We start from the raw sequence: 21229 nt of genomic DNA, 5'->3' as shown, positions 1-21229 counted from the left end.
TTTATGCGTGTCATTCCCCACGCTGCACTTTCTTCTGACAGCATGTTGCTTTAATGTAAAATCTCACCCTGCCTTGTCCGGAGAATCGAAATGGAACTTCGCCAGCTACGTTACTTTGTCCGTATTGTGGAAACCGGCAGTATGGGCAGCGCGGCACTCGATCTCGATATCGGCGTCTCCGCGCTCAGCCAGCAGATGACGCGACTGGAAAACGAACTCGCGATTCGTCTGTTGCAGCGAACCTCGCGTGGCGTGACACCAACCAACGCCGGTCTGGCCTTTTACTCACAGGCGCAACTGGCGCTGCGTCACGCTGATGATGCCATTCTGGCTGCACGAGAGGCGCGTCTTTCCGGACACGTCAGCGTCGGCATGGCCCCCAGCACGGCCTCCGTCCTGGGAATGCCGTTTATTCATGCCATGCGGGAACATTATGCCGACGTACGCCTGCATGTGGTGGAAAGCCTCTCGGGCAACCTGGAACGGATGATCAACAACCGTCAGATTGATCTGGCCGTTGTTTTTCAAAAAGAGAAGATCCTGCGCTGGAGCGCCAGGCCGGTTCTCGAAGAACGGCTTTTTCTGATTGGCACGCACGAGCTGCTGGCGGATATTTTGGATGACACCATCACCCCTGCTCAACTGGCGAATATTCCCCTGATCATGCCCAGTCTGGGTCACGGTCTGCGTGGCCGACTGGAGGCTATCTGTCAAGAACACGGACTGAAGGTTGATATCGCCACAGAAATTGACGGCCTGACATTACTGATGCGCGCCGTTCGCAGCGGACTCGGTGCCACGCTGCAACCCGGCGCTGCCATTTCGCACCTTGAAAGAGAGGCGCTAAGAGTGATCGGCGTCCACAATCCCGTACTTAGCCGCCCCAATTTTCTGGTCAGCCTGTCTGACGATGAACTCACCCCCGCAGGGCTCGCAGCCCGCGTGATACTCACAAAAGTCATGCGTGAACTTGTTGAAACCGGCCGTTGGCCGGGGGCGACCCTTTACGCTCACTAAACAGGTCTTTAGCTTCTCGTCATAGCGGCCATACAACCCGTACGTATACATTTCAATTACAAATTTAACAAATAGTTAAATGGTAATGGAGTAAACGATGGTGGATGTACTGGTGATTGGCGGCGGTAATGCCGCGTTATGTGCCGCCTTAACCGCCCGCGAGGCAGGCGCTTCCGTGTTGCTGTTAGAGGCTGCGCCACGGGAATGGCGCGGCGGCAATTCTCAACACACGCGCAATTTACGTTGCATGCACGATGCGCCACAGGATGTATTGGTCGAGAGTTATCCCGAAGAGGAGTTCTGGCAGGATCTCTGGCGTGTCACTGAAGGCAATACCAATGAAGCGCTGGCGCGTCTGGTTATTCGTACCTCATCGCAGTGTCGTGACTGGATGCGCCAGCACGGTGTTAATTTTCAGCCTCCGCTCTCTGGCGCGCTGCACGTGGCGCGTACCAATGCCTTCTTCATGGGCGGCGGTAAAGCCCTCGTGAACGCCTATTACCGCAGCGCGGAAAAGCTGGGGGTACAGATTCGCTACAACACGCCGGTGCAGGCGCTTGAATTGCATAACGGCGAGTTCGTCGCCGCCCTGGCAGGAAACGAGCGCATTGGGGCCAGAGCCTGCGTCCTCGCCGCCGGCGGATTTGAATCCAACCGCGAATGGTTGCGCGACGCCTGGGGGGAAAATGCGCGTGGCGAATGGCCTGCCGATAACTTCCTCATCCGTGGCACCCGCTTTAATCAGGGCGTCTTGCTCAGATTTATGATTGATGCCGGAGCTGATATCATCGGCGATCCGTCCCAGTCCCACTGTGTTGCCATTGATGCCCGAGCCCCGCTGTATGACGGCGGCATTTGTACCCGCGTGGATTGCGTCTCGCTTGGCGTGGTGGTCAATCGGGACGCGGAACGCTTTTACGATGAAGGCGAAGATTTCTGGCCGAAACGTTATGCCATCTGGGGGCGTCTGGTTGCCCACCAGCCCGGACAGATTGGCTACTCCATTATCGATAGCAAAGCGATCGGCCACTTTATGCCGCCGGTTTTTCCTGGCGCGCAGGCCAACACGCTGGGTGAACTGGCCCGCCAGTTGGGGCTGGATCCCGAACGCTTTACCCATACCGTGGAGCAATACAACCAGTCCTGTCAGCCGGGCCAGTTTGATCACACGACGCTGGACAACTGCGCGACGCAGGGCCTGACGCCGCCAAAAACCCACTGGGCGCGACCTCTCGATACCCCTCCCTACTACGGCTATGCCCTGCGTCCGGGGATCACCTTTACCTATCTGGGGCTGAAAGTGAATGAACACGCAGCGGTCCACTTCGCAGGCGCTCCCAGCCGTAACCTGTTCGTTGCCGGTGAGATGATGGCTGGCAATGTGCTGGGCAAGGGTTATACCGCCGGTGTCGGCATGTCCATCGGCACCACGTTTGGTCGGATCGCAGGGAAAGAAGCCGCCCTGGCAGCACGTAAGGAGGCGCGTCATGAAGCAGCTTGAAAAATTGATTATTGAAGCCAAAATTCTCACCGAGCCGGAGGCTGAAGTCGAGCGGGTGATGCAGGTTTGTAACGCCTGTCGCTATTGCGAAGGGTTTTGCGCCGTGTTTCCGGCAATGACTCAACGACTGGAATTTGGCAAAGCCGACATCAACTATCTTGCTAACCTGTGTCATAACTGCGGCGCCTGCCTGCATGCCTGCCAGTACGCGCCGCCGCATGAGTTTGCAATCAATGTGCCGAAAGCGATGGCGGAAGTACGCCTGGAAACCTATCAACATTACACACAGCCTGCGGCCTTCGGTGCCTTGTATCGCCGGGCGGGCGTCACTGTGACGCTGGCGCTGGTCTTTAGTCTGATCCTCTTTTTACTTCTCGCAATGGGGCTGAAAGGATCGCTGCGCCATCCCCCACTGGCCGGTGATTTCTACCAAATCTTCCCGCACAACCTGCTGGCATGGATGTTTGGTTCCGTTTTCGTTCTGGCGATCGGTTTACTGATGGCGGGCGTGATCCGCTTCTGGCGTGAGATATCGCCTGTCGGCCCACGTCCGGTGGAAATTGCCGAAGCCTCGCACAATGCGCTGACGCTGAAATATCTCGACGGCGGACATGGCAAAGGCTGCAACGACGCTGACGACGCCTTTACGCTGATGCGCCGTCGTTTCCACCATTTCACCTTCTACGGCTTTATGCTCTGCTTCGCCGCGACAGTGGTGGCGACCGGTTACCACTATTTCGCCGGATGGGAAGCCCCCTACCCGTTCTTCAGCGTGCCGGTCATGCTTGGCACGCTCGGAGGCGTCGGTTTAGTCGTCGGCCCGGCGGGCCTGCTGTGGTTAAACCTTAAGCGCTCGCCACTGCATGGCGACGCACGACAGAAACCGATGGATCGCGGATTTATTTTACTGCTGCTACTGACCAGCCTGACCGGTTTAGGTTTGCTGGCGGGAAGAGATACCTCATGGATGGGGATCCTGCTTGCCATCCATCTTGGCGTGGTCATGGCACTTTTTTTGACCATTCCGTACGGAAAATTTGCCCACGGATTTTACCGCTGCGCGTCTTTACTCAAATGGGCGATTGAGAAGCGACGCGGAAAACAGGCGGGGGTCGCAGGCGACTGACCCGCAAACTCTTACCTCTATACATAATTATGATAAGACAGTGGAGCAACCTCAATGACTCAACAACCATCGCGCGCCGGCACGTTCGGCGCAATACTGCGGGTGACCAGCGGTAATTTTCTCGAACAGTTTGATTTTTTTCTGTTTGGTTTTTATGCCACCTATATCGCAAAGACGTTTTTTCCTGCCGAAAGCGAGTTCGCAAGCCTCATGCTTACCTTTGCCGTTTTTGGCTCCGGCTTTTTAATGCGCCCCATCGGGGCCGTAGTACTGGGGGCGTATATCGACAGGATCGGGCGGCGTAAAGGGCTGATGGTCACCCTGGCCATTATGGGCTGCGGTACGCTGCTGATAGCCCTCGTTCCGGGTTATCAGACCCTCGGCCTGCTGGCTCCTGCGCTGGTCTTGCTGGGGCGCTTATTACAGGGATTCTCTGCCGGGGTCGAACTGGGCGGCGTCTCTGTCTATCTTTCTGAGATAGCCACGCCTGGCAATAAAGGTTTTTACACCAGCTGGCAATCGGCCAGTCAACAGGTCGCGATCGTTGTCGCCGCGCTGATTGGCTACGGCCTGAATGCCACGCTGGGGCACGATGAGATCTCTGAATGGGGCTGGCGAATTCCGTTCTTTATTGGCTGCATGATTATTCCACTGATTTTTGTTCTTCGACGTTCACTACAGGAAACTGAAGCCTTTTTACAACGTAAACACCGTCCCGACACCAGGGAAATTTTTACCACCATTACTAAAAACTGGCGCATCATCACCGCAGGTACCCTGCTGGTGGCGATGACGACCACGACCTTTTATTTTATTACCGTTTATACCCCCACTTACGGGAGAGCCGTCTTGAACCTGAGCGCGCGTGACAGTCTGGTCGTCACCATGCTGGTGGGCATTTCTAACTTCATCTGGCTGCCCATTGGCGGTGCCATCTCTGACCGGATTGGCCGTCGCCCGGTGCTGATGGGCATCACCCTGCTCGCACTGGTTACCACCTGGCCGGTGATGAACTGGCTTACCGCCGCCCCTGATTTCACCCGCATGACGCTGGTGCTGCTCTGGTTCTCGTTCTTCTTCGGCATGTACAACGGCGCGATGGTTGCCGCGCTGACCGAAGTTATGCCGGTTTATGTCCGAACCGTGGGGTTTTCACTGGCCTTTAGCCTCGCCACGGCAATTTTCGGCGGTCTGACGCCGGCCATTTCCACGGCGCTGGTCCAGTTGACCGGCGATAAGAGTTCTCCGGGGTGGTGGCTCATGTGCGCTGCGCTCTGTGGACTCGCCGCGACGGCAATGCTGTTTGTCCGTCTCAGCCGCGGTTATCAGACGGCAGAGAATAAGCTCTGAAACGCAAACGGGCGAAGAGTTTTCTCCGCCCGTTTTATGTTGTCTCTGACGCTTACTTCGCCGTATTGTTGCTGCGAATTTCCTGCCAGATCTTATCGCAATCGGCTTTCACGGCCTGATCGTTACCGGTGCGCGTCGCCTGAATACACTGCTGGTAATCCAGCACTCTTACACTCTCCTGATTCGCGAACGCTTGATGCTGCTTTTCTTTTTTCAGCACATTCAGCACGCTCTGGCAGGCTTCGATTTTCTCTGGCGATCCCTGCGCCGTGTTAATACAGGCGCTGTACGCCTCTTTCAACCGGCTGTCTTCTTTCGGGGCCGTTGACGGTGCGCAGGCCACCAGTCCCGAGGCCATCACGGCGATGAGTATCAGTTTTTTCATAGCATGGTCCTCAACGGTGCGGCAGGCGCAGGGCCTGCCGCTGTTGGCATTAGAAGATGGTGAACGGTGCAATCACAATGAACTTCACGTCGCGCTCATCCTGGAAGATGTTGCCATAACCGCCACCCCAGCTCGGGATGTTGGAGTGGTTGTCATATTCGGTGAAGTGCAGTTTAAACATGGTGCCTTTCGCACGACCGTCCTGCAGCGTATAGACCGCATCCAGGCTGTAGGAAGACTCTTCGATGGTACGGTTTTTGTCGTAGTACGCATCCGGGCTGCTCTGCCAGGTAGACGGTTTCGCATCCCAGGCATACACATAAGAAGCCCCGACCGCCCAGCCAGGCAGATTCCAGTTTTTCAGGTCATACATCGCACCGAAGAAGACCGCTTTTTCGCCGTTGGCGTTGAAGTCTGAACGGTTATCCCACCAGATATCCAGACGACCATTGGATGACGCATAGGTCGGGGTCATACGTTGCAGGAAGTACCCTTGCTGACCATCGGCCTTAACCCAGGTTCCTTCCAGACGCAGGTCAACGACTTCTGCCACCTTGTAGCCGAAGGTCAACGCTTGCAGCCAGGCCGTCCCGTCATAAATGTCGCTGGCGCTACGGTCATCAACTTTGTCACGCGCACCGTAGAACTGGTAGCTGGTGGAGAACGGATTGCCACCTAAATCGAACTTGTAGCTGGCTTTGGCAAAGTACTGATCGACATAGCCTTCGGACTGACCAAATGCCGCTTCCAGCACCAGGTCATTTTTGAAATCATATTTTGCGCCGACAGAGTGGAGATAATCGACTTTGGTCTTTTTATCGCCCTGGTAGAATTTATCGACTTCAGTGTGCCACGGCGCTTTATATTCATTGGCCCACATATAGGAGAAGCTCAGTGCGCCCGCATCGCCGTAGTCAAAGTTAGCGCCCGCTTCGGCACCCTGATAGGTACCTGGCATAAAGCTCCAGTGCGGCGCTAACAGCGTCTGACCGGTAGGCTGGATATAACCGGCGCGTGCCCAGGCGGGACCGTATTTGAATTTTGCGGCGGCCTTATACAGACTGATTCCGCTCTTATCACCGGAGTAGTCTTCGTCATAGCCTTTGTTCTTTTTCGAGAAGGCGATTTCGTTTGGATGGGCGCTGTCGCCGTTTTCCGCCATTTCAATGGCAGTAAACGCCGCCACATCGAGACCGAACATATCCGCCGCATAGCCGGACTGGAAATCCAGGTTGGCGTTCCAGGTCGCGTGAGAGAGGTTAGTTTTATATTTATCGTCGTCGGTGACATCTTTACGGTCGCGCTCACGCTGCCAGTAATAAATGCCGCCCGTCAGGGTTGAATCATCGAAAAAGCCTTCGGCCTGTGCCTGCGGAACAACGACCAGACCCGACAGTGCTGTGATACCGGCGATAGCCAACGCCAGCGCACTACGTTTGCCACTAAACGTACGCATATGTTAATCCTCTTTGACGTATAAATTGCTGTTGCCAAAGGCAAAACAGCGAAAAAAATAAAAATTTAAAAGTAGCAGTGATAGAAACCTCACTGACTACAGTGATAGACTATTTTTCGCGACGCGAATTATCAATCTCTTTCTGTAACGAGAATGTAAGAGTATGAGCAACCGCACATATTTCATCGCTTTCTGTTACATTTTATTCATCGGCCCAAAAATGACAGCAAAGATGAAAATTTTCTTTGTTTTCCAGAAAGATGAAAGCGGTTTCATGCCATTACCTGTTTATTGTGCACGTTATCGATAACAGACGTTTGTTAATGACATCATTTTTTGAATGGGAATTAATTCGCTTCGCAAAGCGAGATATTTCGTTGAGCAGAAGATAAAAAAACGCCGCAGAATGCGGCGTTTGAAAAGGTCGTTGCGGCGGCTTATTCGCCGACTTTCGCCCAGGTGTCACGCAGGCCAACGGTGCGGTTAAACACCAGTTTCTCTGTGCTGGAATAACGGCTGTCCAGGCAGAAGTAGCCTTCACGCTCAAACTGGAACGCTTTCCCTGCGACCGCAGCTTTCAGCGACGGCTCAGCAAAGCCCTGTTTGATCACCAGTGATTCCGGGTTCATCACGGACAGGAAGTCTTCCGCAGCACCCGGGTTTGGTACGCTGAACAGACGATCGTAGAGACGGATCTCTACCGGCAGCGCGTGGGCGGCGCTAACCCAGTGGATCACGCCTTTCACTTTGCGGCCATCAGCCGGATCTTTGCTCAGGGTATCCGCATCATAGGTACAGAAGATGGTGGTGATAGTGCCTTCAGCATCTTTTTCCACCCGTTCTGCTTTCACCACGTAGGCGTTACGCAGACGCACTTCTTTGCCCATCACCAGACGCTTGTACTGCTTGTTGGCTTCTTCGCGGAAGTCGGCACGATCGATCCAAATTTCACCGCTGAACGGAACCTCACGCGTGCCCATTTCCGGTTTGTTCGGATGGTTAGGCATGGTGACCATTTCGCTTTCGCCCTGCGGGTAGTTCTCGATAACCAGTTTTACCGGATCGATAACCGCCATCGCACGCGGCGCGTTTTCGTTCAGATCTTCGCGGATACAGGATTCCAGCGACGCCATTTCGATCGTATTGTCCTGCTTGGTCACGCCAATGCGTTTGCAGAATTCACGGATTGCCGCCGCGGTATAGCCGCGACGACGCAGACCGGAGATGGTCGGCATACGCGGATCGTCCCAGCCTTCTACGTGCTTGTCAGCCACCAGCAGGTTCAGCTTACGCTTGGACATCACCGTGTATTCCAGATTCAGGCGCGAGAATTCATACTGGCGCGGGTGAACCGGAATGGAGATGTTGTCCAGCACCCAGTCGTACAGACGACGGTTGTCCTGGAACTCCAGCGTACACAATGAGTGCGTAATGCCTTCCAGCGCATCGCTGATGCAGTGGGTGAAGTCGTACATCGGGTAGATGCACCACTTGTTGCCGGTCTGATGGTGCTCAGCAAATTTAATGCGGTACAGAACCGGATCGCGCATCACGATAAACGGCGATGCCATGTCGATCTTCGCACGCAGGCAGGCTTTACCTTCTTCGAAGCCGCCGGTACGCATTTTTTCGAACAGCGCAAGGTTCTCTTCGATGCTGCGATCGCGGAACGGACTGTTTTTGCCTGGCTGAGTCAGCGTGCCACGGTATTCGCGGATCTGCTCCGGCGTCAGTTCATCGACATACGCCAGACCTTTGTTGATCAGTTCAACCGCGTAGGCGTGCAGTTGATCAAAGTAATCGGAGGAGTAGCGAACGTCGCCAGCCCAGTGAAAACCTAACCACTCAACGTCGTTTTTGATCGAATCAACGTACTCGATATCTTCTTTTACCGGGTTGGTGTCATCGAAACGCAGGTTGCACTGGCCCTGGTAATCTTGCGCAATACCAAAGTTCAGGCAGATGGATTTCGCGTGGCCAATGTGCAGATAGCCATTTGGCTCCGGCGGAAAACGGGTATGGATCGTGGTGTGCTTACCACTGGCCAGATCTTCATCGATGATCTGACGAATAAAGTTACTCGGGCGGGCTTCAGCCTCACTCATCGTGGATTCCTCAAAGCGTAAACAACGTATAACGGCATATGATCTTATAAGCCGGACTGACTGACAACCTTTAGTTACTGAAAAAGTGGCGCTGAAGAAAAATAGGAGGGAATTTGCTGCAAAAAAAAGCGGCGGAGGTTTCCCCCCGCCGCTTCATGTTGTCGGATGGCGGCTTACGCCTTATCCGTCCTACCCTTTAATTTCGTACAGTGGCGTTTGACCGGCAACCACGTGACCGTCGGCTTTGATCACCAGGCCGCTGAAGTCGTCGATGTTGCTGCACACCACAGGACTTATCATGGAGCGCGCGTTCGCGTTCAGGTAGTCCAGATCCATTTCCAGAATCGGCTGACCTGCCGTCACTTCCGCGCCCTCTTCCACCAGACGTTTGAAGCCCTGGCCGTTCAGCGCGACGGTATCGATACCCATGTGGACAACGATTTCCGCGCCTTTCTCGGTTTCCAGGCAGAACGCATGGTTGGTGTTGAAGATTTTCACGATGGTGCCCGCTGCCGGAGATACCACGGTTTTATCCGTTGGTTTTACCGCAACGCCGTCGCCTACCGCTTTGCTGGCGAACGCTTCGTCAGGCACCTGCTCCAGTGCAACCACATCACCGGTCACTGGCGATACCAGTTCAGCAATGATCACCGCATTCGGCACCGCCTGCGGTTTTGCCGCCGCCTGGGCAGCAGGCGCTGCAGAAGCTTCAGCCGCCGCAACAGGGCCCGTTGTTTTCATCGCGTTGGCGATTTTCTCAGCCACGAAGCCGACGATAATCTGCACGCTGGTTTTGTTCAGACGAATCACACCAGAAGCACCCAGGCGTTTCGCCAGGCTTTCATTCACCAGCGACGAGTCTTTTACGCTCAGACGCAGACGGGTGATGCATGCATCGATACCGGTGAGGTTGTCAGAACCGCCGATGGCTGCAATGTACTGACGCGCCAGGGCTGAAACGTCTTGTTCTTTATCGCTGCTCACATTGAGGTCCTGACCATCCGCTTCGCTGCCAGCCACGGCCAGTTCGCGACCCGGAGTCATCAGGTTGAATTTGGTGATAACGAAACGGAACACCACGTAGTAAATGGCAAAGAACACCAGACCTTGTGGGATCAGCATCCACCACTGGGTTGCCAGCGGGTTACGGGAAGAAAGCACCATATCCACTAGACCTGCACTGAAGCCGAAGCCGGCAATCCAATGCATGCTCGCCGCGATGAATACGGAGATACCGGTCAGGACGGCGTGAATCACATACAGAACCGGCGCAACGAACATGAAGGAGAATTCCAGCGGTTCGGTGATACCCGTAAAGAACGCAGCAAACGCACCGGCCATCATGATACCCAGCACTTTCGCCTTGTTCTCAGGACGCGCGCAGTGGTAAATCGCCAGCGCCGCACCCGGCAGACCAAACATCATGATCGGGAAGAAGCCCGCCTGATAACGACCGGTAATCCCCACAACTGCTTTGCCCGACTCAATAGACTGGGCACCGCCGAGGAAGTTAGGAATATCGTTAATCCCCGCAACGTCGAACCAGAATACGGAGTTCAGCGCGTGGTGCAGCCCCACCGGAATCAACAGACGGTTGAAGAAGGCGTAGATACCCGCACCGGTTGATCCCAGCTTCTGAATATGCTCACCAAAGTTGACCAGACCGTCGAAAATCACCGGCCAGATGTACATCATGATGAACGCGACGATGATCATCACAAAAGAGGTGAGGATCGGCACCAGACGGCGACCGCTGAAGAAGGAGAGCGCTTTCGGCAGTTCGACGCTGCTAAAGCGATTGTACAGTTCAGCAGAGATAATACCGACGAGGATACCCACGAACTGGTTGCTGATCTTACCGAACGCGGCAGGAACCTGGTCAGCCGGGATCTTCTGAATCATGGAAACCGCAGCCGGAGAACAGAGTGTGGTCAACACCAGGAAGCCCACAAAACCGGTCAGCGCCGCAGCACCGTCTTTATCTTTGGACATGCCGTAAGCCACACCGATAGCAAACAGCACGGACATGTTATCGATAATGGCGGAACCGGACTTAATGAAGAACGCCGCAAGCGCGTTATCTCCACCCCAACCTACCGGGTCGATCCAGTAGCCGACCCCCATCAAAATTGCCGCCGCTGGCAGCGTGGCGACCGGCACCATTAGCGCACGGCCAACCTTTTGCAGATAACCTAGAATACTCACTTTCTTCCCCCTTTGAGACCCCGTTAAGGCTCGCTTTAAGCTGTGTTTTTATTTTGTCACTAACTTATTGAAATTCAGTTGTTGCTTTACTGGCATTGTGAGTGTGTAAAAATTTAATTCGTACCGCAAATTAAAAGCGTGTTTTTTGTGAGTTTAGTCACCAAATATCGTTATATTCACTCCCTTTTACTGGCTATGTGGGAAAACTTATTTTATCATTCAAAAAATCAAGACAGATTGACCCAACTGATGCATGCCAGGTTACGCTTACCATGCACCGACGCACAATCCGTCAACGGCTTACATTTACTTTCTGAGGTGAAGAATGAGACTGATTCCCCTGACTTCCGCTGAACAGGTCGGCAAATGGGCTGCACGCCATATCGTTAATCGCATCAATGCGTTCAAACCGACAGCCGATCGTCCGTTTGTGCTGGGTCTGCCGACAGGCGGCACGCCGCTGACTGCGTATAAAGCCTTAGTCGAAATGCACAAAGCGGGCCAGGTTAGCTTCAAACATGTCGTGACATTCAACATGGACGAATATGTCGGCCTGCCAAAAGAGCATCCGGAAAGCTACCACAGCTTCATGCATCGTAATTTCTTTGACCACGTTGATATTCCAGCAGAAAACATCAACCTGCTCAACGGCAACGCGTCTGACATCGACGCCGAGTGCCGCCAGTATGAAGAAAAAATCCGTTCCTACGGTAAAATCCACCTGTTCATGGGCGGCGTGGGTAATGACGGCCATATCGCGTTTAACGAACCCGCGTCTTCGCTGGCCTCTCGTACCCGTATCAAAACCCTGACGCATGACACCCGTGTGGCAAACTCCCGTTTCTTTGACGGCGACGTTGATCAGGTACCGAAGTACGCGCTGACCGTTGGCGTGGGTACCCTGCTGGATGCGGAAGAAGTGATGATTCTGGTGCTGGGCCATCAGAAAGCACAGGCGCTGCAGGCTGCCGTTGAAGGTAATGTTAACCACATGTGGACCATCAGCTGTCTGCAACTGCATCCGAAAGCGGTTGTGGTGTGCGACGAGCCATCCACGATGGAACTGAAAGTTAAGACACTGAGATATTTCAACGAGTTAGAAGCAGAAAATATTAAAGGTCTGTAATGTAGTCTCCGCCCTGCCACGGTGTTCAGGGCGGCATTTTTTTGAAATCGGGGGTCGGAATGTATGCTTTAACCCAGGGTCGGATCTTTACCGGCCACGAAATTCTTGATGACCATGCGATTGTTGTCGCCAATGGCCTGATTGACCGCGTTTGCCCTGTGGCAGAACTGGCGCCAGAGATCGAACAACGTTCAGTGAACGGGGCCATTCTTTCCCCCGGCTTTATCGATGTCCAGCTTAACGGCTGCGGCGGCGTCCAGTTTAACGACACGGCGGAAGCCGTCACCGTTGAAACACTGGAGATCATGCAGAAGGCAAACGAGAAATCAGGTTGCACCAACTACCTGCCAACGCTGATTACCACCAGCGACGATCTCATGAAGCAAGGTGTTCGCGTGATGCGTGAATACCTGGCGAAACATCCGAATCAGGCGCTGGGTCTGCACCTGGAAGGCCCCTGGCTGAACCTGGTGAAAAAAGGGACGCACAATCCGAGCTTTGTCCGTCAGCCTGACGCTGCGCTGGTCGATTTCCTGTGCGATAATGCCGACGTTATCACCAAAGTGACGCTGGCGCCGGAAATGGTCCCGTTGGAAGTAATCAGCAAACTGGCGAACGCCGGGATTGTGGTTTCTGCCGGTCACTCCAACGCCACACTGAAAGAAGCGAAAGCCGGGTTCCGCGCTGGTATCACCTTTGCCACGCATCTGTTCAATGCTATGCCCTATATCACCGGACGTGAGCCGGGTCTGGCGGGTGCGATTCTGGATGAAGCCGACATTTATTGCGGCGTGATTGCAGACGGTCTGCACGTTGATTATGTCAACATCCGCAACGCCAAACGACTGAAAGGCGACAAACTGTGCCTGGTGACGGATGCGACAGCACCGGCAGGGGCAAATATTGAACAGTTCATTTTTGCTGGTAAAACAATATACTACCGCAATGGACTTTGTGTAGATGAGAACGGGACGCTGAGCGGTTCATCATTAACCATGATTGAAGGCGTGCGTAACCTGGTTGAACATTGCGGCATTGCACTCGACGAAGTGCTGCGCATGGCGACCCTCTACCCTGCGCGCGCCATCGGTGTTGAGAAACACCTCGGCAGCATCGCGGCGGGGAAAGTGGCCAACCTGACCGCTTTCACACACGACTTTAAAATCATCAAGACCATCGTTAATGGTGACGAGGTCGTTACTGAGTAAGAGAAAGTATGACACCAGGCGGACAAGCTCAAATAGGTAATGTTGATCTCGTAAAACAGCTTAACAGCGCGGCCGTTTACCGCCTGATTGACCAGCATGGGCCAATCTCGCGGATCCAGATTGCCGAGCAAAGCCAGCTTGCCCCCGCCAGCGTAACCAAAATTACGCGTCAACTGATTGAACGCGGACTGATCAAAGAAGTCGATCAGCAGGCCTCCACCGGAGGCCGCCGCGCCATTTCTATCGTCACCGAAACCCGCAATTTTCACGCCATTGGTGTGCGTCTTGGCCGCCACGATGCGACCATCACGCTGTTTGATCTGAGCAGCAAAGTGCTGGCGGAAGAACACTATCCGTTGCCCGAACGCACGCAGGAAACGCTGGAACACGCGCTGCTCAATGCCATAACCGCCTTTATCGACAGCAACCAACGCAAGTTCCGCGAGCTCATCGCCATTTCCGTGATCCTGCCAGGACTTGTCGATCCGGAAAGCGGCAAGATCCACTATATGCCGCATATCCAGGTAGAGAACTGGGGACTGGTTGAAGCCCTGGAAAAACGTTTTCTCGTCACCTGTTTTGTCGGCCACGATATCCGCAGTCTGGCGCTGGCGGAGCACTACTTTGGGGCAAGCCAGGATTGCGAAGACTCCATTCTGGTGCGTGTCCACCGCGGCACGGGTGCCGGTATCATCTCTAATGGCCGGATTTTTATTGGTCGCAACGGTAACGTTGGCGAGATTGGCCACATCCAGGTTGAACCGCTGGGCGAGCGCTGTCACTGCGGTAACTTTGGCTGTCTGGAAACCATTGCCGCGAACGCGGCGATTGAACATCGCGTCCTCAATCTCCTGAAGCAAGGCTACCAGAGCCGCGTTCCGCTGGAAGACTGCACGATCAAAACCATCTGCAAGGCGGCCAATAAGGGCGACAGCCTGGCCTCAGAGGTCATTGAGCACGTCGGGCGTCATCTGGGCAAAACCATTGCGATCGCCATCAACCTGTTTAATCCGCAAAAAATCGTGATTGCCGGTGAGATAACCGAAGCTGATAAAGTGCTGTTACCCGCCATTGAAAGCTGCATTAATACGCAGGCGCTGAAGGCGTTTCGCACGAATTTGCCGGTGGTGCGTTCCACACTGGACCACCGCTCCGCCATCGGTGCCTTTGCGCTGGTAAAACGCGCCATGCTCAACGGTATTTTGCTCCAGCATTTGCTGGAAAACTGATGCGCTCTTATAGTATCGGATTATTAACACATTTCCTGGGTAGTTCATGACCATCAAGAATGTCATTTGTGATATCGACGGCGTGCTGATGCACGACAACGTCGCCGTACCGGGTGCGGCGGAGTTTTTGACTGGCGTTATGGAGAAAGGCCTGCCGCTGGTGCTGCTGACCAATTACCCGTCGCAGACCGGCCAGGATCTGGCCAACCGTTTCGCAACCGCTGGCGTCAATGTACCGGACAGCGTGTTTTATACCTCGGCCATGGCAACCGCCGATTTCCTGCGTCGTCAGGAAGGGAAAAAGGCGTATGTTGTCGGCGAAGGCGCACTGATCCACGAGCTGTATAAAGCCGGTTTCACCATTACTGACGTGAACCCGGACTTCGTCATCGTCGGCGAGACCCGTTCTTACAACTGGGACATGATGCATAAAGCGGCCTTCTTTGTCGCAAACGGCGCGCGCTTTATCGCCACCAACCCGGATACCCACGGCCGCGGTTTTTATCCGGCCTGTGGCGCGCTCTGCGCAGGTATCGAGAAAATCTCCGGTCGTAAACCGTTCTACGTCGGTAAACCGAGTCCATGGATTATCCGCGCGGCGTTAAACAAAATGCAGGCGCATTCGGAAGAGACGGTGATCGTCGGCGATAACCTGCGCACCGATATTCTCGCCGGTTTCCAGGCGGGGCTCGAAACCATTCTGGTGCTCTCCGGCGTTTCCACGCTGGATGACATCGACAGTATGCCGTTCCGCCCGAGCTGGATTTATCCCTCCGTCGCCGAAATCGACGTTATTTAACCCAGACCACGTCCCAGGACGTGGTTTTTCATTTTCGCCCACCAGAAAAATAATCCCATTCAACAAAATCGGCAAAAAACTGACAATTCGTCAATGAATATGCTCAAACCATAATCTTTTTTCACTAATCAGCAATGACCATTGCGTTTTTTCTTTTCCGGACCGCAAACCCCTTGCGCCTCCCGTTCCTTTGCGGCATTTTCTTTAGCAAGCAAACACAAAAAGCATTACGCAACAGGTTAACGGAGAAGGTTATGTGTTCAATTTTCGGCGTATTCGATATTAAGTCAGATGCAGGTGAACTGCGTAAAAAAGCCCTTGAGCTATCTCGCCTGATGCGCCATCGCGGTCCGGACTGGTCCGGTATTTATGCCTGCGATAAGGCCATTCTGGCCCATGAACGTCTGTCAATTGTCGACGTCAACGCTGGCGCTCAACCGCTGTATAACGAAAAGAAAACCCACGTGCTGGCCGTGAACGGTGAAATCTACAATCACCAGGCGCTGCGTGCAGAATATGGCGATCGCTACGCGTTCCAGACCGGTTCTGACTGCGAAGTGATCCTCGCGCTGTATCAGGAAAAAGGCGTGGAATTTCTCGACGATCTGCAAGGAATGTTTGCCTTCGCGCTGTACGACAGCGAACAGGATGCTTATCTGATTGGTCGCGACCACATCGGTATCATCCCGCTGTACATGGGCTACGACGAGTTCGGCAACCTGTACGTCGCGTCAGAAATGAAAGCCCTGGTGCCGGTTTGCCGCACCATTCAAGAGTTCCCGGCGGGAAGTTACCTCTGGAGCAAAGACGGTGAAATCCGTCAGTATTACCAGCGTGACTGGTTTGATTTTGACGCCGTAAAAGATAACGTTACCGACAAAAACGAACTGCGTCAGGCGCTGGAAGACTCCGTCAAAAGCCATCTGATGTCTGATGTACCTTACGGCGTGTTGCTCTCTGGCGGCCTGGATTCCTCCGTCATCTCGGCAATCACCAAAAAATTCGCCGCCCGTCGTGTGGAAGATGACGAGCGTTCTGAAGCCTGGTGGCCGCAACTTCACTCCTTTGCCGTCGGTCTGGAAGGTGCTCCGGATCTGAAAGCCGCGCAGGAAGTGGCGAACCACCTGGGGACCGTACACCATGAAATTCACTTTACGGTACAGGAAGGGCTGGACGCGATCCGCGACGTGATTTATCACATCGAAACCTATGACGTAACCACCATTCGCGCCTCGACGCCGATGTATTTAATGTCGCGTAAGATCAAAGCGATGGGCATCAAAATGGTATTGTCCGGCGAAGGGTCTGATGAAGTGTTCGGCGGCTACCTCTATTTTCATAAGGCGCCAAACGCCAAAGAACTGCACGAAGAGACCGTGCGTAAGCTGCAGGCGCTGCATATGTTTGACTGCGCCCGCGCTAACAAGGCCATGTCAGCCTGGGGTGTGGAAGCACGCGTTCCGTTCCTGGATAAGAAATTCCTCGACGTGGCGATGCGTATCAACCCGGAAGATAAAATGTGCGGCAACGGTAAGATGGAAAAACATGTCCTTCGTGAATGTTTCGAATCCTATCTGCCAGCAAGCGTCGCATGGCGTCAGAAAGAGCAGTTCTCCGACGGCGTGGGCTACAGCTGGATCGACACCCTGAAAGAGGTGGCCGCGGAGCAAGTTTCCGATCAGCAACTGGAAACCGCTCGCTTCCGCTTCCCGTACAACACGCCGTCTTCCAAAGAAGCGTATCTGTACCGCGAGATCTTCGAAGAGCTGTTCCCGGTCCCCAGCGCCGCAGAATGTGTGCCGGGTGGTCCTTCCGTCGCCTGTTCTTCGGCTAAAGCGATCGAATGGGACGAAGCGTTCAAAACCATGAACGATCCATCAGGTCGCGCAGTGGGTGTTCACCAGTCCGCTTATCAATAAGCAGCACTGATGAAAAAGGGCCTTTCGGGGCCCTTTTTTGATCCTGAAAAACAGTTCAGAAAGCGATTAATAACCAATATTTGCCGAATATTGCGTCACGCTGTTCGCAACCTAACCAAACAGTCACATTCCGGCCGTTTTCGATGAAAAAGGGGTTGACGCTTCAAGGCTCAATACGCATAATGCGCCCCGCAACGCCGATAAGGTAACGCGCGAAAAAAGAGGGCTACGTAGCTCAGTTGGTTAGAGCACATCACTCATAATGATGGGGTCACAGGTTCGAATCCCGTCGTAGCCACCATCTTTTTTGCGGGAGTGGCGAAATTGGTAGACGCACCAGATTTAGGTTCTGGCGCCGCAAGGTGTGCGAGTTCAAGTCTCGCCTCCCGCACCATTCCCATAAAAGCGTTGCACGGATGGGGTATCGCCAAGCGGTAAGGCACCGGTTTTTGATACCGGCATTCCCTGGTTCGAATCCAGGTACCCCAGCCATCTTTCTTCGAGTTTGCGGATTACCGCGACGGTCATTGGGGTATCGCCAAGCGGTAAGGCACCGGTTTTTGATACCGGCATTCCCTGGTTCGAATCCAGGTACCCCAGCCATCGAAGAAATACGATATCTGGCTACGTAGCTCAGTTGGTTAGAGCACATCACTCATAATGATGGGGTCACAGGTTCGAATCCCGTCGTAGCCACCATATTCAGAACACGTTAGTTCCTGTTAACGGGTTCAAAAACAGTTCGTTGGGGTATCGCCAAGCGGTAAGGCACCGGATTCTGATTCCGGCATTCCGAGGTTCGAATCCTCGTACCCCAGCCAAATTTGCAAGACGTTCACGATGTGAATGTAAGAAGTGCCTGAAATTTTAAATTGGGGTATCGCCAAGCGGTAAGGCACCGGATTCTGATTCCGGCATTCCGAGGTTCGAATCCTCGTACCCCAGCCACATTAGAAAAGCTCGCTTCGGCGAGCTTTTTGCTTTTCTGCGTTTATTGCCTGATGGCGCTACGCTTATCAGGCCTACGATCGTAGGCCTGGATTAAAATTACAGCCCTAACGCATATTTCAGCGCCTGGCGCTTAAGTACCCCGGCGCGCTCTGCCGCCATCAGTCCGAGGTTGCGGATAATCCGCAACGGCGGTAGGTCATTGCTGAATCCGGCGTAGAACAGATCCATCCCGCTTTGCATGATGAAGTTATCCGCCATACGTCGGGTCTGATAACGCTTCAGAACCGGCTGGCTCGCCCAGGACTCGCCATAACTGCGGGCATTGATCAGGACATCGATAAGCGTATCCACATCGCGATAGCCCAGATTAACCCCCTGCCCGGCCAACGGATGGATGGTATGCGCCGCATCACCCACCAGCGCCAGACCCGGCTGCACATATTGCAGGGCGTGACGACGCGTCAGTGGAAACGCACCTGCGGCGACGGGCATCACCTGCCCCAGACGCGCCGGGAAGTGTTTTGCGATCTCCATCTGAAGCTGCGCCATACTCAGCCCCTGCAACTGACGGATCCGCGCCGGTGAGTCATACCACACCAGCGACGCCCAGTTGTCGAACAGTGGCAGAAACGCGCGCGGGCCGTCCGGGGTGAACTGCTGCCAGGTACTGTCGCCAGGGTCGTTCTCGCACTGCACGGTAATCAGCATGCAGGATTGCGCATACTGCCATGCGTGAATGCCGATGCCGGCCATCTGCCGCACCTGCGAATTCGCCCCATCCGCGCCAATCACCAGCTTTGCGCTGAGTCGCTCGCCACCCGCCAGCTCGAGCTCATGGCGATCGTTATGGCGATGCAGCGCAATCAGCGAGGCAGGCACCTGCAACGTCACGTTGGGATGTCCTTCCAGCGCCTGCCAGAGCGCCTGTTGCAGAACGTTGTTCTCGACCATATACCCGAGCAGTGGCAGCTTGAGTTCGCTGGCATCAAACACTACATGCGCGTTTTCCCACTCCCAGGTTTCCAGCCGACGATACGGATGACTGCGCATCCCCTGCACAGCGTCCCAGACGCCAAGCCCTTTCAGCAGAGACACTGAGGCCGCGCTGATCGCCGAAATACGCACATCCGGCTGGCTATTGGCGACAAACGGCGCAGGCGCGGCATGTTCGATCACGGTGACCGTAAATCCATGCTGTGCCAGTCCCAGCGCCAGCGCGCCACCGACCATCCCCCCGCCGACAATGGCAATTTCCGTTGGTTGATTTGTCATGGTCAATCATCCTGTTACCTGTATTGCGTAAGTTTACAGGATTTTTTACCCCTTGAGGCTGATAACGGTCATACTGGTCACCAGAGCAGCAAAGCATTACACTATGCGCCCTGCAATTCAGCCACTATTTCGCAAGAGCAAGTCGATGACCAAAAAACTCCATATTAAAACCTGGGGCTGTCAGATGAACGAATACGATTCATCGAAGATGGCCGATCTGCTGGATGCCACTCACGGGTATCAACTGACCGACGTGGCGGAAGAAGCGGATGTGCTGCTGCTGAATACCTGCTCAATCCGCGAGAAGGCTCAGGAAAAAGTCTTCCATCAGTTGGGGCGCTGGAAGCTCTTAAAAGAGAAGAATCCTGACCTGATTATTGGCGTCGGCGGCTGTGTCGCGTCTCAGGAAGGTGATCACATTCGCCAGCGCGCGCACTATGTCGATATCATCTTTGGACCGCAAACGTTGCACCGCCTGCCGGAAATGATTAACTCCGTTCGCGGCAACCGTAGTCCGGTTGTCGATATCAGCTTCCCGGAAATCGAGAAGTTTGACCGTCTGCCGGAACCGCGCGCGGAAGGTCCGACCGCCTTTGTCTCTATTATGGAAGGCTGCAACAAGTATTGTACTTACTGCGTGGTGCCTTACACCCGTGGTGAGGAAGTTAGCCGCCCGTCGGATGACATCCTGTTTGAAATCGCCCAGCTTGCCGCTCAGGGCGTACGTGAAGTCAATCTGCTCGGTCAGAACGTCAACGCCTGGCGCGGGCAGAACTACGACGGCACCACCGGCTCGTTCGCCGACCTGCTGCGTCTGGTTGCCGCCATTGATGGCATTGACCGTATCCGTTTCACCACCAGCCATCCGATTGAATTCACCGATGACATCATCGACGTCTATCGCGACACGCCGGAGCTGGTGAGCTTCCTGCACCTGCCGGTACAGAGCGGTTCGGACCGCGTGCTGAACCTGATGGGGCGTACCCACACGGCGCTGGAATATAAAGCGATCATCCGTAAGCTGCGTGCGGCGCGTCCGGACATTCAGATAAGCTCCGACTTCATCGTTGGTTTCCCGGGGGAAACCACCCAGGACTTCGAGCAGACCATGAAGCTGATTGCCGACGTCAATTTCGACATGAGCTACAGCTTTATCTTCTCTGCACGTCCGGGAACGCCAGCCGCCGATATGGTCGATGACGTCCCGGAAGAAGAGAAGAAGCAGCGTCTGTATATTTTGCAGGATCGCATTAACCAGCAGGCGATGGCCTGGAGTCGTCGCATGCTCGGCACCGTTCAGCGCATTCTGGTGGAAGGCACGTCGCGTAAGAGCATCATGGAACTGTCTGGCCGTACCGAAAATAATCGCGTGGTGAACTTCGAAGGCACACCGGAGATGATCGGTAAATTTGTCGATGTGGAAATCACCGACGTCTGGACCAACTCACTGCGCGGGAAAGTGGTACGCACCGAAGACGAAATGGGTCTGCGCATTGCAGAAACCCCGCAATCGGTGATTGCCCGTACCCGTAAAGAAAACGAGATTGGCGTCGGGTTCTGGCAGCCTTAATTCTGCTGAA

15 protein-coding genes and 7 tRNA genes are annotated in these 21229 nt (G+C 54.4%); 17 read left to right on the top strand and 5 right to left on the bottom strand.

The features are described 5' to 3' along the window. The first annotated feature begins 90 nt into the window (after positions 1-90). From tcuR to tcuC, 4 genes are all read left to right on the top strand, one after another. Positions 91-1017, top strand: a complete 927-nt coding sequence (gene tcuR, locus F384_RS03020) for a tricarballylate utilization LysR family transcriptional regulator TcuR (RefSeq protein WP_046477498.1) — start codon at positions 91-93, stop codon at positions 1015-1017. A gap of 97 nt (positions 1018-1114) precedes the next feature. Then, positions 1115-2518 carry an FAD-dependent tricarballylate dehydrogenase TcuA gene (tcuA, locus tag F384_RS03015; protein ID WP_046477494.1) on the top strand — a complete coding sequence of 468 codons (1404 nt, stop codon included), beginning with the start codon at positions 1115-1117 and terminating at the stop codon, positions 2516-2518. Further along, entirely contained in the window at positions 2505-3644 is a 1140-nt protein-coding gene (gene tcuB / locus F384_RS03010) for a tricarballylate utilization 4Fe-4S protein TcuB (RefSeq protein ID WP_046477493.1), read from the top strand. Before tcuA ends, tcuB begins: the two co-directional genes overlap by 14 nt. A 54-nt stretch (positions 3645-3698) precedes the next feature. Continuing rightward, a complete protein-coding gene (tcuC, locus tag F384_RS03005; protein WP_046477491.1) occupies positions 3699-4994 on the top strand; it encodes a tricarballylate/proton symporter TcuC in 1296 nt (431 codons plus the stop codon). A gap of 52 nt (positions 4995-5046) precedes the next feature. Here the strand turns inward: tcuC and chiQ are convergent, their stop codons facing one another. The 4 genes from chiQ to nagE form a co-directional block, all read right to left on the bottom strand. Beyond that, positions 5047-5379: a ChiQ/YbfN family lipoprotein gene (gene chiQ / locus F384_RS03000; protein WP_046477489.1), complete on the bottom strand. Its 333-nt coding sequence runs from the start codon at positions 5377-5379 to the stop codon at positions 5047-5049. 49 nt (positions 5380-5428) lie between these two features. Continuing rightward, positions 5429-6835 (bottom strand): chitoporin ChiP, encoded by a 1407-nt coding sequence (gene chiP / locus F384_RS02995; protein WP_046477487.1) that lies wholly within the window; start codon positions 6833-6835, stop codon positions 5429-5431. Positions 6836-7272: 437 nt separating this feature from the next. Next, the gene (gene glnS / locus F384_RS02990) at positions 7273-8940 is read right to left on the bottom strand and encodes a glutamine--tRNA ligase (RefSeq protein WP_046477484.1); all 1668 of its coding nucleotides are present in this window, start codon (positions 8938-8940) and stop codon (positions 7273-7275) included. 189 nt (positions 8941-9129) lie between these two features. Beyond that, positions 9130-11145, bottom strand: a complete 2016-nt coding sequence (gene nagE, locus F384_RS02985; RefSeq protein ID WP_052746877.1) for an N-acetylglucosamine-specific PTS transporter subunit IIBC — start codon at positions 11143-11145, stop codon at positions 9130-9132. 325 nt (positions 11146-11470) lie between these two features. Here nagE and nagB point away from each other — a divergent pair, with 325 nt between their 5' ends. The 12 genes from nagB (at position 11471) to F384_RS02925 (ending at position 18374) form a co-directional block, all read left to right on the top strand. Then, positions 11471-12271 (top strand): glucosamine-6-phosphate deaminase, encoded by an 801-nt coding sequence (gene nagB, locus F384_RS02980; protein WP_046477480.1) that lies wholly within the window; start codon positions 11471-11473, stop codon positions 12269-12271. 59 nt (positions 12272-12330) lie between these two features. Then, positions 12331-13479: an N-acetylglucosamine-6-phosphate deacetylase gene (gene nagA, locus F384_RS02975; protein WP_046477478.1), complete on the top strand. Its 1149-nt coding sequence runs from the start codon at positions 12331-12333 to the stop codon at positions 13477-13479. A gap of 8 nt (positions 13480-13487) precedes the next feature. After that, positions 13488-14708, top strand: coding sequence for a DNA-binding transcriptional regulator NagC (nagC, locus tag F384_RS02970; protein WP_046477475.1), 1221 nt, complete (start codon positions 13488-13490; stop codon positions 14706-14708). A gap of 46 nt (positions 14709-14754) precedes the next feature. Then, positions 14755-15507, top strand: a complete 753-nt coding sequence (nagD, locus tag F384_RS02965) for a ribonucleotide monophosphatase NagD (RefSeq protein WP_046477474.1) — start codon at positions 14755-14757, stop codon at positions 15505-15507. Positions 15508-15761: 254 nt separating this feature from the next. Continuing rightward, complete coding sequence (asnB, locus tag F384_RS02960) at positions 15762-17426, top strand: asparagine synthase B (RefSeq protein ID WP_046477470.1); 1665 nt, start codon at positions 15762-15764, stop codon at positions 17424-17426. 224 nt (positions 17427-17650) lie between these two features. Continuing rightward, positions 17651-17727 (top strand) — tRNA-Met (locus F384_RS02955). An 8-nt stretch (positions 17728-17735) separates the two neighbouring features. Next, positions 17736-17820 (top strand) — tRNA-Leu (locus F384_RS02950). A 23-nt stretch (positions 17821-17843) separates the two neighbouring features. After that, a tRNA-Gln gene (locus F384_RS02945) sits at positions 17844-17918 on the top strand. 36 nt (positions 17919-17954) lie between these two features. Then, positions 17955-18029: transfer RNA gene (locus tag F384_RS02940), tRNA-Gln, on the top strand. A 19-nt stretch (positions 18030-18048) separates the two neighbouring features. Continuing rightward, positions 18049-18125 (top strand) — tRNA-Met (locus F384_RS02935). A 47-nt stretch (positions 18126-18172) separates the two neighbouring features. Then, a tRNA-Gln gene (locus F384_RS02930) sits at positions 18173-18247 on the top strand. 52 nt (positions 18248-18299) lie between these two features. Beyond that, positions 18300-18374, top strand: a tRNA-Gln gene (locus tag F384_RS02925). A 99-nt stretch (positions 18375-18473) separates the two neighbouring features. Here the strand turns inward: F384_RS02925 and ubiF are convergent. Beyond that, the gene (gene ubiF, locus F384_RS02920; RefSeq protein ID WP_046477466.1) at positions 18474-19649 is read right to left on the bottom strand and encodes a 3-demethoxyubiquinol 3-hydroxylase; all 1176 of its coding nucleotides are present in this window, start codon (positions 19647-19649) and stop codon (positions 18474-18476) included. 145 nt (positions 19650-19794) lie between these two features. Here ubiF and miaB point away from each other — a divergent pair, with 145 nt between their 5' ends. Next, positions 19795-21219, top strand: a complete 1425-nt coding sequence (gene miaB / locus F384_RS02915; protein WP_046477465.1) for a tRNA (N6-isopentenyl adenosine(37)-C2)-methylthiotransferase MiaB — start codon at positions 19795-19797, stop codon at positions 21217-21219. Positions 21220-21229 lie beyond the last annotated feature (10 nt).

The sequence above is a fragment of the Citrobacter amalonaticus Y19 genome (assembly GCF_000981805.1).
In the GTDB taxonomy this organism is placed as follows: Bacteria; Pseudomonadota; Gammaproteobacteria; order Enterobacterales; family Enterobacteriaceae; genus Citrobacter_A; species Citrobacter_A amalonaticus_C.
Note: the sequence above shows the minus strand (reverse complement) of the source record. Positions and strands in the feature narration are given on the sequence as shown.

Bases quoted from the DNA above. Each gene is read 5' to 3' on its own strand.
- tcuR (WP_046477498.1), top strand. From the start codon at position 91: ATGGAACTTCGCCAGCTACGTTACTTTGTCCGTATTGTGGAAACCGGC.
- tcuA (WP_046477494.1), top strand. From the start codon at position 1,115: ATGGTGGATGTACTGGTGATTGGCGGCGGTAATGCCGCGTTATGTGCC.
- tcuB (WP_046477493.1), top strand. From the start codon at position 2,505: ATGAAGCAGCTTGAAAAATTGATTATTGAAGCCAAAATTCTCACCGAG.
- tcuC (WP_046477491.1), top strand. From the start codon at position 3,699: ATGACTCAACAACCATCGCGCGCCGGCACGTTCGGCGCAATACTGCGG.
- chiQ (WP_046477489.1), bottom strand. From the start codon at position 5,379: ATGAAAAAACTGATACTCATCGCCGTGATGGCCTCGGGACTGGTGGCC.
- chiP (WP_046477487.1), bottom strand. From the start codon at position 6,835: ATGCGTACGTTTAGTGGCAAACGTAGTGCGCTGGCGTTGGCTATCGCC.
- glnS (WP_046477484.1), bottom strand. From the start codon at position 8,940: ATGAGTGAGGCTGAAGCCCGCCCGAGTAACTTTATTCGTCAGATCATC.
- nagB (WP_046477480.1), top strand. From the start codon at position 11,471: ATGAGACTGATTCCCCTGACTTCCGCTGAACAGGTCGGCAAATGGGCT.
- nagA (WP_046477478.1), top strand. From the start codon at position 12,331: ATGTATGCTTTAACCCAGGGTCGGATCTTTACCGGCCACGAAATTCTT.
- nagC (WP_046477475.1), top strand. From the start codon at position 13,488: ATGACACCAGGCGGACAAGCTCAAATAGGTAATGTTGATCTCGTAAAA.
- nagD (WP_046477474.1), top strand. From the start codon at position 14,755: ATGACCATCAAGAATGTCATTTGTGATATCGACGGCGTGCTGATGCAC.
- asnB (WP_046477470.1), top strand. From the start codon at position 15,762: ATGTGTTCAATTTTCGGCGTATTCGATATTAAGTCAGATGCAGGTGAA.
- ubiF (WP_046477466.1), bottom strand. From the start codon at position 19,649: ATGACAAATCAACCAACGGAAATTGCCATTGTCGGCGGGGGGATGGTC.
- miaB (WP_046477465.1), top strand. From the start codon at position 19,795: ATGACCAAAAAACTCCATATTAAAACCTGGGGCTGTCAGATGAACGAA.